Origin of the sequence: Nocardiopsis sp. LOL_012, from assembly GCF_048060475.1 — a bacterium.
Lineage (GTDB): Bacteria > Actinomycetota > Actinomycetes > Streptosporangiales > Streptosporangiaceae > Nocardiopsis.
Window position 1 is genome coordinate 33,123 of sequence record NZ_JBHMIV010000006.1, and the last position, 13,584, is coordinate 46,706.

Sequence of the window (13,584 nt, forward strand, 5' to 3'; positions counted from 1 at the left end):
CCACGCCACCCGCCCCCACCGGTGGCGGGGAGCCGCTCCGGGAAATCTCGCGCCCTGACCGGCGCGAGCAGGGCTCGGACCACTACGCTGGAGGCCGTGACCGACGACATTCAGATTCCCGCGAACCTGCTGCCCTCCGACGGCCGTTTCGGCAGCGGCCCGTCCAAAGTCCGCCCCGAGCAGTTGGAGGCCCTCCACTCCTCCGGCAGTCGCTACATGGGCACCTCCCACCGGCAGAAGCCGGTCAAGTCCCTGGTGTCCCGGGTGCGCTCGGGTGTGAGCGAGCTCTTCAGCCTCCCCGAGGGCTACGAGGTCGTCCTCGGCAACGGGGGCACGACCGCGTTCTGGGACATCGCCGCCCACGGCCTGCTGCGCTCCAAGTCGCAGCACCTGGCCTTCGGCGAGTTCTCCAGCAAGTTCGCCAAGGTCGCCGAGGGCGCCCCGTGGCTGGAAGCGCCCACCGTCATCGAGACCGAGCCCGGCGGCCACGGCGAGCCGGTCGCCGAGGCCGGCGTGGACGTGTACGCGCTCACCCACAACGAGACCTCCACGGGCGTAGCCGCCCCGATCAAGCGGGTGGCGGGCGCCGACGACGACGCGCTCGTGCTCGTGGACGCCACCAGCGGCGCCGGCGGCCTGCCCGTCGACATCTCCGAGACGGACGTCTACTACTTCGCGCCACAGAAGAGCTTCGCCTCCGACGGCGGCCTGTGGGTGGCGGTCATGTCGCCCAGGGCCCTGGCCCGGGTGGAGGAGATCGCGGCGGCCGACCGCTACATCCCGGAGTTCTTCTCGCTGACCACCGCGGTCGCCAACTCCCGCAAGGACCAGACCTACAACACCCCGGCCGTGGCCACGCTGCTGCTCCTGGCCGAGCAGTTGGAGTGGATGAACTCTCGGGGCGGCCTGAAGTGGACGGTGGAGCGCACGGCGGAGTCGTCGTCGGTCCTCTACGACTGGGCCGAGCGGTCCCCGGTGGCCACGCCCTTCGTCACCGACCCCGCCCAGCGGTCCCAGGTGGTGGGCACCATCGACTTCAGCGACGACGTGGACGCCGCCGCGATCGCCAGGGTGCTGCGCGCCAACGGGGTCGTCGACACCGAGCCCTACCGCAAGCTGGGTCGCAACCAACTGCGCGTCGCCATGTTCCCCGCCGTGGAGCCCGGCGACGTCAAGGCGCTGACCGAGTGCGTCGACTTCGTCCTGGACAAGCTGTCCTGACCCGATCGCCGCACCGAGGGGCCGGTCCGGACGGGCCGGCCCCTTCGCGTCCGTGGCGGCGCGCCCGCTGGGGGACAATGGGGGGCGCGGCCCTCCCCGGTTCCCCCGAAGGGCCGTGCCGCCACCGCACGCACTCCAGGACGGTTCGACCTTGCGCAGGAACAAGAAGGAACTCCCGATCACGATCATCTCGCACCGGGGCGCCTCGGGTCACCGGCCGGAGCACACCCTGGCCTCCTACGAGCTGGGGGCCCGGCACGGGGGCGACTTCATCGAGATGGACCTGGTGGCCACCAGGGACGGCCGTCTGATCTGCCGCCACGAGCAGGAGATCGGGCACACCACGGACGTGGCCGACCGCCCCGAGTTCGCCGACCGCCGTACCACTCGGACCATCGACGGCCGCGAGGCGGAGGGGTTCTTCGCCCAGGACTTCACCCTGGCCGAGATCAAGACCCTGCGGGCGGTGGAGCGGCTCCGGGACGTGCGCTCGGAGAACACGGCCATGGACGGGGTCTACGGGGTCCCGACCCTGGAGGAGGTCATCGAACTGGCGCTGTCCCTGACCAAGGAGCTAGGGCGCCCGATCGGGATCTACCCGGAGACCAAGCACCCCGCCTACCACGCCTCCCAGGGCCTGGAGCTGGAACCGCTCCTCATCGCGGCGCTGCGTGAGGCCGGTCTCACCGGCGACGAGCCGAAGGTGCCGGTATTCCTCCAGTCCTTCGAGGCGGAGAGCCTGCGCAAACTCGCTGAGACCGGGCTGCGGCTCGTCTACCTCATGGGCCCCGGGGAGCCGTGGCGGCCCTACACCACCCCGGAGGGCCTGGCGGAGGTGGCCGCGTTCGCCCACGCGATCGGCCCGGACAAGAACCTGGTGGTGCCGGTGACCGGGGACGGCGAACTGGATGAGCCGACGCCGCTGGTGGCGGACGCGCACGAGGCCGGGCTGCTGGTCCACCCCTACACGTTCCGCAGCGAGAACCACTTCCTGCCCGAGAGCCTGCGCTCGCCGGGCGAGCCCGCCGACTACGGGGGCTTCGCCGCCGAGTACGAGGCCTTCTTCGAGGCGGGCGTGGACGGGGTGTTCACCGACTTCTCCCGGCACGCCTTCCTGGCCCGCGAGCACTTCCTCCTCGGCGACCAGGGCTGACGCCGGTCACTGGACGTCGAACTCGTTGCCCTCGGGATCGAGCATCGTGACCAGCGAGACGCCGGGCTCCTCCACCGCGCGCACCGCCGTCGCACCGAGCGCCTCCAGCCTCCGGACGGTCTCCGCCCGGCGCTCGGGGCCGATGTGCAGGTCGAGGTGGAGGCGGTTCTTCACCGTCTTGCCCTCGGGGACCCGCTGGAAGAGCAGGCGCCGCCCCAGTCCGATGCCGGTGTCCTCCTGGACCGGGTCGTCGGGGTGGCGGACGGCGGCCAGTGCGGTGAAGGCCCGGCGGCCGTCCACGACGGTGTACTGCTCCTCCGTGACAGCGCCCGCGTCGGCGAGGCGGCCGATCAGGGCGTCGTTGTCCTCGGGTTCGTACTCCAGCGCCGCCGCCCAGAACCGGGAGAGCGCGAGCGGTTCGGCGCAGTCCACGACCAACTGCCAGCGCACGGCCATCGCGGGCCTCCTTCGCGTCGTCCGGGGGTGCCTCCCCGTACCTGTAATTCCAGTTATAATGGTTACATGAACGCGAGCGCAACGGGCATCCCGATGCACCCCCCGGACGGCTCGGCCCACCTCTTCGACCCCGGGACGCTGTGTCTGGAACTGCTCACCACGGGCGGACCGGACGAACTTGCACGCTTCGAGACCCTGCACGGCCCCGGTGGCCTGTGCGCCTGGATGAGGGCGTGCCGCCTGCGCCTGGACCCCGCCGACGTGCGCGTGGGAGAGGGCGACGTGGCCGGCGCCCGCCGCCTACGCGACGCGCTCCTGCGCGTGACGCGTGCGGCGGCCCGAGGACTGGCCCTCCCCGGCGAGGACGTCGCCGAGATCAACCGGTACGCGGCGGAGCCTCCCCTGGTTCCGCAACTCGGCCCGGACGGCACCGCCTCCTGGGCCGCGCCCGCCGACGCCTCCCGGGTTCTGTCCACGGTCGCCCGCGACGCCGTCGCACTGTTCACCGGACCCCACGCCCACCGGGTCCGCGAATGCGCCGCCCACGACTGCCTGCTGCTGTTCGTCGACACCTCCCGCCCCGGCAAGCGGCGGTGGTGCTCGATGGAGCGGTGCGGCAACCGTGCCAAGGTGCGCACGCTGCGCGCCCGCCGCGAACGGCGGGGTGCGTCGGGCACGTCCTCCTAGAAGGAGCCGCGGCGGCCTCGCGGCCGGTCACAGCCCCGCGCTGAGCGTCGCGAGACGGTGGCTGGCGGCCCTCGTCTCCGGCCGCAGGGCGCCGAGGTCGACTATGCCGCCCCGGGCCAGGTGCTCGTCGAAGGGGACCCGTACGACCCCGGCGGCCCTTCCTTGGAAGAAGCGCTCCAGGCCGTCCAGTTCCGCCGCGCTCACCACGCGGGGATCGACTCGGGAGAGGGCCACGAGGGCCGTGGACGCCAACCCCGGGTAGCCGTTGGCGGAGAGCCACTCCAGGGTGGCGACCGCCGCACGGGCCGAGTCCAGCGCGGGCTGCGACACGATGACGACCCGGTGGGCCAGCCCCAGCACATCGCCCATACCGGGTTGGCCGAGGCCCGTACCGCAGTCGGTGAGGGCGATGTCGTAGTACCGTTCCAGGACACCGGCCACCTTCGGATAGGCGCCGCGCCGTTCCAGCAGTTCGGAGTCCTGCCCCGGGTCACCGAGGAGCGCGTGCATGCCCGCTCCGTTCTCCGACACGTACCGGCGCACATCCGCGTAACGGGTGACCGTCCCCGAGTTCTCGTGGAGGTCGCGGAGCGTGTGGGGGCTCTGGAGCGGTACCCGGTCGAGCAGGGTTCCGCCGTGCGGGTTCATGTCGACGGCGACGGTGCGGTTCTCACTCACGGAGGCGAACACCGAACCGAGGAGCACGGCGGTGGTCGTCTTGCCCACTCCGCCCTTGAGGCTCAGGACCGCGATCCTCGTGTGGGCACCGACGGCGGGGATCGAGGGCAGGGGCGCCTGGGGCACTGGTTCTGAGGCGTTCCCGTGCCGCTGGAAGACGGCCGTGACCCCGGAACCGGTCCTGCCCTCCTCGCCCATGGGCATCGGAGCGGCCTGCGGCCCGGACGGCCCCGACCAGGGAGCGGGACCCGGTGCCGGGCCGGGCGGCGGTCCCGGCGGGGGACCGGGTGCGGAAGGAGCGGCCGGAGGCACGGGGGACCTCGGTCCCGGTGCGTGGACGGGTGGCATGGGCCCGGTCGGGCCCGGAGCGGGACCCGGCGCGGGGGGAGCGGGCATGGGACCGGTCCCCCAGCCCCAGTCCGTCGCCGGAGCGGGCGGCGGGGGTGGAGGACCCGCTGGGGGCCCAGGGAAGGGAGGGGCGTATCGGCGTTCCCGGTTGATCTCCTCGATGACGGAGGACCAGACCTGCCCGGACTCGTCTCTGGTCAGGCCCTCGGAAGCACCCTGCCGCTCTGGACCGGCCGGTTCCTCCCCCTTCTTCTTGCCGCGGCGTTTGATCGCGCCGAAGAGTCTGGACGAACGGCGTTTTCCCGCCGCCTCCTGTGGGGAAGCCAGGTTCGCGCCCCTCGTGTCGGGCCGGTGCGGCGGGGCTTCGACGGCCGCCTGGGGTGCTGGCACGGGCCACTGAGACACATGGGGAGCGGGGGCGGTGCGGGGGCCGCTGTTCCACTGCGGGGCCGGGACCGGAGGGGGCACGGGCTCCGGATACGCCGTCGGCGGAAGAGCGGTGTCGGCCACGGGTTCCACGGGGGGAGGGGGCGCCTCGGCCGCTGCGATCGGATCCGGGCCCAGCCGGACGGTCGGGCCGTCCGGGGAGGGAGGGTTGTCCGGAACCCCCGAGGGCTCCTCCTGCCCTTCCCCGTCCGAAGGCAGCCGGCCACCGGCGTGCTCGGACACGGCCTCCGCCGACCGCCCGCCGGTCGGGTGCTGAGCGGCCGGGGACGGCTTCCTCCCGCCCGAACGCTTGCCGGGCTCCGCCGTACTGTCGCTCTCGACCAGGGCGTCCGGGTACACGATGAGCGGCCACTCGTCCTGCTCGTCCAGTGCCCGGGCCCGGACGGGGCGCCCCAGTCTCTCCGCGGCGACGGCCACGACCCGGATGGCGTTCGCGCGCGTGTCGCGGAGGTCGGAGCCCGATACGGGGGTGGCGACTCCGTTGACGGTGACCTCGGCCGCCTGGTCGTGGAAGACCCTCATGGTGGCCTCCGGGAACGGGGGCACCTGTGTGTGGTCCATGCGCACGGCCATGCCTCCTGGTGTGTCGTACCCGCCGTGGACGGGGTCGGGGCCGGCCCGCGGACACTCCGGTGTTCACCACGCACATGGTCTGTCCGCGCCACGGGCCGAGACGGGAACTCCGTGCGGTGGGACTCGACAAGCGGGGGTTTCGTTCACGCGTGCGGCGTCCGAATGTGCGGCAGAGCGCCCCAAGCCAGAAGTCTGCCACGCATAACCGACTGTCTACCCCTTCCGGGCGAGCAGCACGATACCCCCGATGGCGAGCACCGCCAGGACGGCCCCGGCGACGATGGACCGCAGGGCGCCGCCCGAACCGGCGTCGGCACCGCCGGCCTGCTCCTCCTCCGCCTGCCCGGTCTCCGCGGCGGTCTCCGGGGCCTGTCCGGACCGGTACTCCTCGGGCAGCGGCACCCGCCACACGGGGGCGTTCACCCCCTCGGTCCCGGCCATGAGGGCAGTGCCGTCGGGGGTGAAGGCGATCGCCTCCCCCTGGTCGGACTCCGGCAGTTCGAAGGAGCCCATGGAGGTGCCCGGAACACCGTCGGTGGAGTCGTAGACCGTCACCCCCCAGTAGGTGCGCAGTACGTACCGGGTGCCGTCGGGGTGGAACGCGGCGTCGGTGACGAACAGCGGCGCGCTGTCGATCCGCTCCAGGACGTTGGTCGCCGCGGGGTCGATCTCCTCGGGCGCCGCGTACACCCCTCCGGCGAACTCCTTGGACACCACGTACAGGCGCCCGTCTCGGGGGTCGACCATCATCGCCTCAGCGTCGCGTCCGCCGTCGGCGTAGGTGAAGGTGAGCGTCTCGGGCTCCACGGTGGTGTCGGCGAGCACCTCCGGTTCGGTGAACCGGTGCACGGTGACACCGGGCCAACCGCCCCCGTAGTTGTCGCCGATATTGCCCACGAGAACCGTGGGCGCTCCATCCGCCCCCTCGGTGACGGCGACCGCTTCCCAGTCGCGGATCCGCACCGCCAGGGTGACCGTGGCCAGCGTCTCGCCCGCCCCGTTCACCGCGTACAGCGCGGGCGCCACGTCGACGCCGCTGTCGTTGTGGGTCCACCACACCCCCTCGTGCCTGAGGGAGGGGGCCAACCCGCTCGACTCGGCGATCCGCGTGTCCTGGAGGGTGAACGCCGTCTCCGACCCCTCCGGGCCCTCGCCGCCCCGCGGGTAGTCCAGGCCGCCGGTCCCGCCGTCGTCGACCCCGGCGGCCAGCGCCGGAAACGGCACGAGGGCGAGGCCGACTGCGGCGGCCGCGGCGAGCGTGAGCGATCGTGTCATGGCCGCCATCCTGCCAGGCGTCCGCGGAGGCGTGCTTGCACCCGCTGGGGAGCGGGCACATTCCGGCATACGGAGCGCGGTGAGGAGGGCCCATGAGGATCGTCGCCTGTCTCAACGGTGACCGCCGCCCCGGTGCGCACCCGGCCCTGCCGGTGTCCCCGGAGCAACTGGTGGCGGACGCCCACGCCGTCGTGGGCGCGGGAGCGACGGAGATCCACGTGCACCCGCGCGACGCCACCGGCGCCGAGTCGCTGGAGCCCCAGGTGGTCACGCCGCTGATGGAGTACCTGCGCGAGGCGGGACCGAACGTTCCCGTGTCGCTGACCACCGCCCTGTCCGCGCAGTCCGACCCCTGGCGCCGCTACGACATGGTGCAGCGGTGGGCGGCCTCGGCACTCCCGGACTCAGCGACGGTGAACCTGCACGAGGCCGGTTCGGTGGACCTGGCCCACCTGCTGGAGGACCGGCGGGTGGCGGTGGAGGCCGGGGTGTGGACGGTGGAGGCGGCGCGCATCCTCGTCGCCACGAAGCTCCGCGTGGCGGCGGTGCTGGTCGAGCCGACCCAGGTGAGGACCGAGGACGCCCGCGCCAACGCCGACGCCGTCCTGGGCCTGCTGGACCGCGCCAAGGTGGCGGCGCCCCGCCTGCTGCACGGCTCCGACGCGACCGCGTGGCCGATGCTGGAGGCGGCCGTCGCCGCCGGGTACGACGTGCGGATCGGCCTGGAGGACACCATGCGCCTGCCCGATGGGGCAGAGGCCCAAGACAACGCCGCCCTGGTGGCCCGCGCGGTGGAGCTGGTGGGCGCGGACCACACCTCAGTGGGGACGTGACCCCGGACAGCGCGGCCCGCCTCAGTCCAGCAGTGCTCCGAGCAGCACGAGAAGCATGATCGAGCCGAGCACCACGGGCAGCAGCCAGCGCTGCTTGCGGTTGTTGGTGAGCATGCTCATGTCGGGCTCCGGAAGGGTCGGCCGAGGGATCGTCTCAGCCTAACTCCCATGTTCGAACGGTCCGGTACCGGTCGGCGGCTCCCGGGCGGCTCTCCACGAGGTGCACCCGGCGTGCCTCCCACGCGGTTCCGGGCAGGGTTCCCAGGGCCTCGACCGTCGCGGAGAGGTCGCGCGGCGGCCTGCTGCGGGCGACCGTGACGTGCGGCACGTAGGGGCGGCACTCGACGGGGATCCGCGCGGCGCGCGCGGCCGAGCGCAGGCCGCGAGCCAGCCGGTCCAAGGCGTCGGTGTCACCGGTGACCGCCGCCCACAGGACCGCCGAACGCCGCCCCTTCCGCGGGAAGCTCCCCCAGCCCCGGACGCCGAGCGTCAGGGGGCGGCGGACCCGGACCTGGTCCGCGATCCGCTCGTGCAGGGCGGGCAGTCGCTCCTCCGCGACCTCCCCGAGGAAGACCAGGGTGATGTGCCACTCCTCACGGGTCGCCCATCTCAGGTCGGGCGCGTGCGCGCGCCCAAGTGCGACGGCCGCCTCGACGGCGTCCAGGGTGTCGGGGGGAGGGTCGAGTGCGACGAACAGCCTCATGTCCTGTTCCTTCCCCGCCGGGAGGCACGCTCCTCCCCGAACGCGTGCTCCTCAGCGGGCGGGGGCCGGTGCGCCCCGCTCGGCCTGGGAGCGCGCTCCGGCCCGGCCGGGCAGCAGGTCGCGCGGGTGCACGCCCTTGGTCCTGAACAGCAGCGTGCTGATCACGACGACCACCAGAACCGTCACCGTGCCGCCGACCATCAGGCTCACCTGCGGCCCGAAGAGGTCGGCGAGGATTCCGACCACGGGCGCGCCGAGGGGAGCCACCCCCATGAACACCAGCATGAACATGCTCATCGCCCGGCCGCGCATCGTGGGTTCGACGGAGAGCTGGAAGGTGGCGTTGAGCGTAGTCACGTAGGTCATGAAGCACAGCCCCATGGGGACGAGGACGCACACGAACGACAGGTAGCCCGGCATCAGCCCCGACACCACCTGGGCGATGCCGAAGCCCAGGGAGCCCAGGAGCACCATCCGAAGCCGTGGCCTCTCGCGCCGGGCGGCCAGCAGGGCACCGACGAACGCGCCGAAGGCCAGGCAGGCGGCGGCCGCCCCGAAGGTGGCGGCTCCCGTCTCGAAGACGTTGTTGACCATCAGGGCGATCTGGTTCTGGGTGTTGGCGCCGAAGAACTGAACGCACGCCGACAGGACGAGCAGGAGGACGAGGTCGCGTCGGCCGCTGATGTAGCGCAGCCCCTCGCGGACGCGGCCCTTGCCCGAGGGGACGCGGTCGGTGGGGTCGAGTTCGCCGGTGTGCATGAGCAGCAGGGCGGCGATCGTGCAGGCGAAGGAGACGCCGTTGAGCATGAAGACCGGGCCGCTGCCGATCCAGCCGATGAGCAGTCCGGCGACGGCGGGGCCGGTGACACGGCCGAGCTGGAAGCTGGCGCTGTTGAGCGCGACGGCGTTGCTGAGGTGGTCGCGGTCGACCATCTCCGGGACGAAGGCCTGGCGTCCGGGGTTGTCCAGGACGGTGACCATGCCGAGCGCGAGGGCGAAGAGGTAGACGTGCCACACCTGGGCGGCACCGATGGTGGCCAGGACGCCGAGGGCGACGGCGAGCACGCCCATGGCGCTCTGGGTGAGGATGAGGAGCCGCCGTTTGTCGAGCCGGTCCACCAGCGCGCCGGCCACGAGCCCGAACAGCAGCATGGGCAGGAACTGGAGGGCGGTGGTCATCCCCAGCGCGATCCCGCTGCCGCCGCTGAGCTGGAGGACGAGCCAGTCCTGGGCGATGCGCTGCATCCACGTGCCGGGGTTGGACACGAGTTGGCCGAGCGCGAAGAGCCGGTAGTTGCGGTTGGCCAGCGAACGGAACATCGCCACACGCTGCATCAGCGCCTCACCGCCTTTCCGAACGGGTGGTGGGGCGCCTGGGGCTTGGCGGGCCGGATCGCGGCCACAAAGGTAAACGGCGTTGACTCATCAGTGGAGTCAACGCCGTTCACCTCGGGGTGATTCCCGCCGGAGCGGACCGGATCAACTGAACAGGGCGGTGATCGGGGCCTCGGCGAAGTGGATCAGGAAGACCGCGGCGACCAGCCACAGCAGCGGGTGGACCTGGCGGGCCTTGCCCGTCACGAGGCTGACGAAGGCGTAGGTGATCAGGCCGAACCCGATGCCGTTGGCGATGGAGTAGGTGAAGGGCATCATGATGATGGCCATGAAGGAGCCCAGGCCGATCGCCGGGTCCTTGAAGTCGATGCTGACCACCTGGGTCATCATCATGAAGGCCACCAGGACCAGCACCGGGGTGGCCGCCTCGAACGGCACCAGGTTCACCAGCGGGGTGAAGAAGGCGGAGACGAGGAACAGCGCTCCGGTGACGATCGGCGCGATGCCGGTGCGGGCGCCCTCACCGACACCGGCGGCGGACTCGGCGTAGACGGTGTTCACGGAGGCCGAGCCGACACCGCCGAGGACGGTGCCCAGGGAGTCGGCGACGAGCACCTCCCTGGCGTTGGCCAGGTTGCCGTCCTCGTCGGTCAGGCCCGCCTGGTTCGCGACGCCGACCATGGTGCCCATGGTGTCGAAGAAGTCGGCGAGCAGCAGCGTGAAGACCAGCATGAGGATGGTCGCGACGCCGATGGAGCTCCAGCGCTCGACGAGGTTGAAACCGCCGTCGGTGAACAGGCCGACGAGTCCGAGGTCGGGCAGGGCGACCAGGTCGCCGATACCGGTGGGGACGCTCGGGACGGTCAGGCTCCAGCCGAGGCCCTCCTCGGTACCACCGAACACGGCCTCCACGATGATCGCGAGGACGGTGGACGCCACGATGCCGATGAGCAGGGCGCCCTTCACCTTGCGGGCGTACAGGGCGATACTCACCAGCAGGCCGACGACGAAGACCAGGATGGGCCAGCCGTGCAGTCCGCCGTCGCCCAACTGGACGGGGGTGCCCTCGCCCTGCTGCACGAACCCGGCGTTGGCCAGGCCGATGAGGGCCAGGAACAGGCCCACGCCGACGGCGATCGCGGTCTTGAGGCCCGGTGGGATCGCGGCGAACACCGCGGTACGGAAGCCCGTCAGGACCAGGATCAGCAGGAGGACGCCCTCGATGATCACCAGGAGGAAGACGTCGGCCCACGGCATCAGCGGGGCCAGACCGTAGGCGATGACCGCGTTGAGGCCCATGCCGGCGGCGATGGCGAAGGGGTAGCGACTGACCACGCCCATGAGGAGGCAGGAGATCGCCGCGACCAGGGCGGTGACGGCCGCGACCTCGGGGATGCCCAGGGTCCGGCCGTCGACGTCCTCGGCGGTACCGATGATCAGCGGGTTGAGGACGACGATGTAGGCCATGGCGAAGAAGGTCGCCAGGCCGCCGCGGATCTCGGTGCCGAGTGTGGAGCCGCGCTCGGAGACGCGGAAGTAGCGGTCCAGCGGCCCTCCCGGGGCCCGCTCCGCGGCGTTGGGGGATGTGGTGGGTGTGTTCACGACCTCAGCCTGACCTGACCTTGTTAACGGACAAACGGGATTCTGAGTCAGATTAGTTGCATATTTCTACAGATAGGGACACATGTATCGGGCATGTTTCATAGGAAACACCATAGAGCCGGGCGATCCATCGTAAAAGTGTGAGCGATCACTCCCGGTCGCGCCACCCCCGACCGCCGCACCGTCCGGCGGGGCCGTCGGCGGATACCCTGGAGTCGTGCCCACATCCCGCCGACCCGACCCCGGCGTCCACGAGAGCGACTACCGCGTGCCCGCGGCCCTGGGCACCCTCGCGTGGACGGTCGCGCTCGTCGTCCTGCTGTCCATGGGCGACTCACTGCCCGAGACCGAGCACTGGTGGATCGGGGTCTGCGTGACCGGGATCCTCCTGGGCGTCTTCGGCTTCCTCTACATCCCGCGGCTGCTGCGCTCACGTGCCCGGGCCGCCGAGCGCTCCGCCCCCCGCACCGGCGGGGACGCCGCGGACGAGGCCTGAGCACCCCGCCCACCACGGAGCACGCCCCGCGTGGCCGATAATGGGCGCGTGCCTGAGACAGACTTCCCCCGCTCGCTCGCCGACCGGCTCCGGGGCATCCTCATCGACGCCGACTACACGGTCTCCGGCGTCCGCGACCGGCTCGGCGACGCCGCCGCGCGCGCCCTGGCCCGCGAGGAGCTGGTGCCCGCCCTGCGGGCCACCGGAGGGGACGAGCGGCTCGGACTGCTCCTGCGCCTGTGGTGGCTGCAGTCGCCGATCCCCGAACGGGCCGCGCGCGCCATCCTGCCCGTCGACGAACTGGCCGGGGCCGGGCTCGTGGCCGCCGACGGAGGCACCGTCCGCGCACTGGTCAACCTGACCCCCTGGGAACTGGAGGAAGGGCGGCCCGGCTTCGTGGTCTCCGACCCAAAGGTGCGCCCCGGGCAGGGCCTCGTCCCCCGCCCGGACCACGTGGTGGGCACCGGCGGCGCCTCCTCCACCCTGGCCGAACTCATGGTGAACGGCCCCTTCGACCGGGCGCTGGACCTGGGCACCGGCTGCGGCGTCCAGGCGCTTCACCTGGCCTCGCGGGCACGCGAGGTGGTGGCCACCGACCTCAACCCGCGCGCGGTGCGCCTGGCCGGGATCAGCCTGGCCCTGTCCGGTGTCCGCGACGCCCGCCTGGCCCAGGGGTCGCTCTTCGAGCCCGTGGCGGGCGAGCGCTTCGACCTGGTGGTGTCCAACCCGCCGTTCGTCATCACCCCCGAGTCGGCCCGCTACACCTACCGGGAGTCCGACCTGCCCGGCGACGAGGTGTGCGCCGAACTCGTGCGGCGGGCCCCCGCGCACCTGACCGAGGGCGGCTGGTGCCAGCTCCTCGCCAACTGGGTGCATTCCGACGGCGACGACTGGGAGGACCGGGTCGGCGGCTGGGTGACCGGGACCGGTTGTTCGGGCTGGGTGGTCCAGCGGGACGTGCAGGACCCCGCGGAGTACGTGGAGCTGTGGCTGCGCGACTCGTGCGAGCACGGCACGACGGAGTACACGCGGCGTTACGACGCCTGGCTGGACTACTTCGAGCGCGAGGGCATCAAGGGGATCGGGTTCGGCTGGATCTGCCTGCGCAACGACGTCGCCCAGGACGCGGCCGTGCGCGTGGAGGAGCTGCGCCACGAGATCGAGCGGCCCGTGGGCCCCTACCTGCCGGAGGTGGTGGACGGCGCGATGACGGCGCTGCGGCTCCCCGACACGGCGCTGCTGTCGGCACGCGTGGCGCTCGCCCCCGGCGTGGTGGAGGAGCGCGTGGGCCGCCCCGGGGCACCGGACCCGGAGAAGATCCTGCTGAGACAGCGCGACGGCCTGCGCCGGGTCGCCCGGATCGGGACCGTGGAGGCGGCGCTGGCCGGGGTGTGCGACGGCACCATGCCGGTGGGGCCGCTGCTGGACGTGATCGCCGAGCTGATGGGCGAGCACCCCGAGGTGGTGCGCGGGCGCGCCCCCGACGCCCTGCGCACCCTGATCTCCGAGGGCTTCTTCAAGGTGACGCGCTGACGCCCGCGGGATCCGGCACCAACGCCCCAGGCGACATTGCGGCCAACCTGGCGTGGTTGGCGTGCTTCTAGGGCATGATGAAGGCGATGCCGAGGCCTGGCGCATCCGTGTGGGCGACTACCGGGTCGTGTACGCGATCCGCGACCAGGAGTTGGTGGTCCTGGTACTGAGCGTGGCACACCGACACGAGGTCTATCGGGACCTGTGACAACGGTCGGAAAGAGGCCGGACACAGGTTCGCGGC

13 protein-coding genes are annotated in these 13,584 nt (G+C 72.1%); 7 read left to right on the top strand and 6 right to left on the bottom strand.

Annotation, left to right across the window (positions count from 1 at the left end; translation table 11 throughout):
- Positions 1-96: 96 nt before the first annotated feature.
- Both serC and ACFHWE_RS05480 read left to right on the top strand, forming a co-directional pair.
- Positions 97-1,221 (top strand): phosphoserine transaminase, encoded by a 1,125-nt coding sequence (gene serC / locus ACFHWE_RS05475; protein WP_416599500.1) that lies wholly within the window; start codon positions 97-99, stop codon positions 1,219-1,221.
- 151 nt (positions 1,222-1,372) lie between these two features.
- Positions 1,373-2,374, top strand: a complete 1,002-nt coding sequence (locus ACFHWE_RS05480; RefSeq protein WP_416599501.1) for a glycerophosphodiester phosphodiesterase family protein — start codon at positions 1,373-1,375, stop codon at positions 2,372-2,374.
- Positions 2,375-2,380: 6 nt separating this feature from the next.
- On the opposite strand, the gene ACFHWE_RS05485 is transcribed toward ACFHWE_RS05480, so the two are convergent.
- Positions 2,381-2,830, bottom strand: a complete 450-nt coding sequence (locus ACFHWE_RS05485; RefSeq protein WP_416599502.1) for a VOC family protein — start codon at positions 2,828-2,830, stop codon at positions 2,381-2,383.
- Positions 2,831-2,896: 66 nt separating this feature from the next.
- Between ACFHWE_RS05485 and ACFHWE_RS05490 the strand changes: the two genes are divergently transcribed.
- Positions 2,897-3,517, top strand: coding sequence for a CGNR zinc finger domain-containing protein (locus ACFHWE_RS05490; RefSeq protein WP_416599503.1), 621 nt, complete (start codon positions 2,897-2,899; stop codon positions 3,515-3,517).
- A 27-nt stretch (positions 3,518-3,544) separates the two neighbouring features.
- Here the strand turns inward: ACFHWE_RS05490 and ACFHWE_RS05495 are convergent, their stop codons facing one another.
- The gene (locus ACFHWE_RS05495) at positions 3,545-5,551 is read right to left on the bottom strand and encodes a hypothetical protein (protein WP_416599504.1); all 2,007 of its coding nucleotides are present in this window, start codon (positions 5,549-5,551) and stop codon (positions 3,545-3,547) included.
- Positions 5,552-5,776: 225 nt separating this feature from the next.
- On the bottom strand, positions 5,777-6,838 hold the full coding sequence (locus tag ACFHWE_RS05500) for a hypothetical protein (protein ID WP_416599505.1): 1,062 nt from the start codon (positions 6,836-6,838) through the stop codon (positions 5,777-5,779).
- Between the two features lie 92 nt (positions 6,839-6,930).
- Here ACFHWE_RS05500 and ACFHWE_RS05505 point away from each other — a divergent pair, with 92 nt between their 5' ends.
- The gene (locus tag ACFHWE_RS05505) at positions 6,931-7,671 is read left to right on the top strand and encodes a 3-keto-5-aminohexanoate cleavage protein (RefSeq protein ID WP_416599506.1); all 741 of its coding nucleotides are present in this window, start codon (positions 6,931-6,933) and stop codon (positions 7,669-7,671) included.
- A gap of 154 nt (positions 7,672-7,825) precedes the next feature.
- Here the strand turns inward: ACFHWE_RS05505 and thpR are convergent, their stop codons facing one another.
- The 3 genes from thpR to ACFHWE_RS05520 form a co-directional block, all read right to left on the bottom strand.
- Positions 7,826-8,374 carry an RNA 2',3'-cyclic phosphodiesterase gene (gene thpR, locus ACFHWE_RS05510; protein WP_416599507.1) on the bottom strand — a complete coding sequence of 183 codons (549 nt, stop codon included), beginning with the start codon at positions 8,372-8,374 and terminating at the stop codon, positions 7,826-7,828.
- 51 nt (positions 8,375-8,425) lie between these two features.
- Positions 8,426-9,709, bottom strand: a complete 1,284-nt coding sequence (locus ACFHWE_RS05515; RefSeq protein WP_416599508.1) for an MFS transporter — start codon at positions 9,707-9,709, stop codon at positions 8,426-8,428.
- Between the two features lie 144 nt (positions 9,710-9,853).
- Entirely contained in the window at positions 9,854-11,311 is a 1,458-nt protein-coding gene (locus tag ACFHWE_RS05520; protein WP_416599509.1) for an NCS2 family permease, read from the bottom strand.
- A 217-nt stretch (positions 11,312-11,528) separates the two neighbouring features.
- Between ACFHWE_RS05520 and ACFHWE_RS05525 the strand changes: the two genes are divergently transcribed.
- The 3 genes from ACFHWE_RS05525 to ACFHWE_RS05535 all read left to right on the top strand — a co-directional run bounded on the left by ACFHWE_RS05525 (position 11,529) and on the right by ACFHWE_RS05535 (position 13,548).
- Positions 11,529-11,807 (top strand): DUF2530 domain-containing protein, encoded by a 279-nt coding sequence (locus ACFHWE_RS05525; RefSeq protein WP_416599510.1) that lies wholly within the window; start codon positions 11,529-11,531, stop codon positions 11,805-11,807.
- A gap of 48 nt (positions 11,808-11,855) precedes the next feature.
- On the top strand, positions 11,856-13,340 hold the full coding sequence (locus ACFHWE_RS05530; protein WP_416599511.1) for a methyltransferase: 1,485 nt from the start codon (positions 11,856-11,858) through the stop codon (positions 13,338-13,340).
- Positions 13,341-13,401: 61 nt separating this feature from the next.
- Entirely contained in the window at positions 13,402-13,548 is a 147-nt protein-coding gene (locus ACFHWE_RS05535; RefSeq protein ID WP_416599512.1) for a type II toxin-antitoxin system RelE family toxin, read from the top strand.
- Positions 13,549-13,584: the final 36 nt, after the last annotated feature.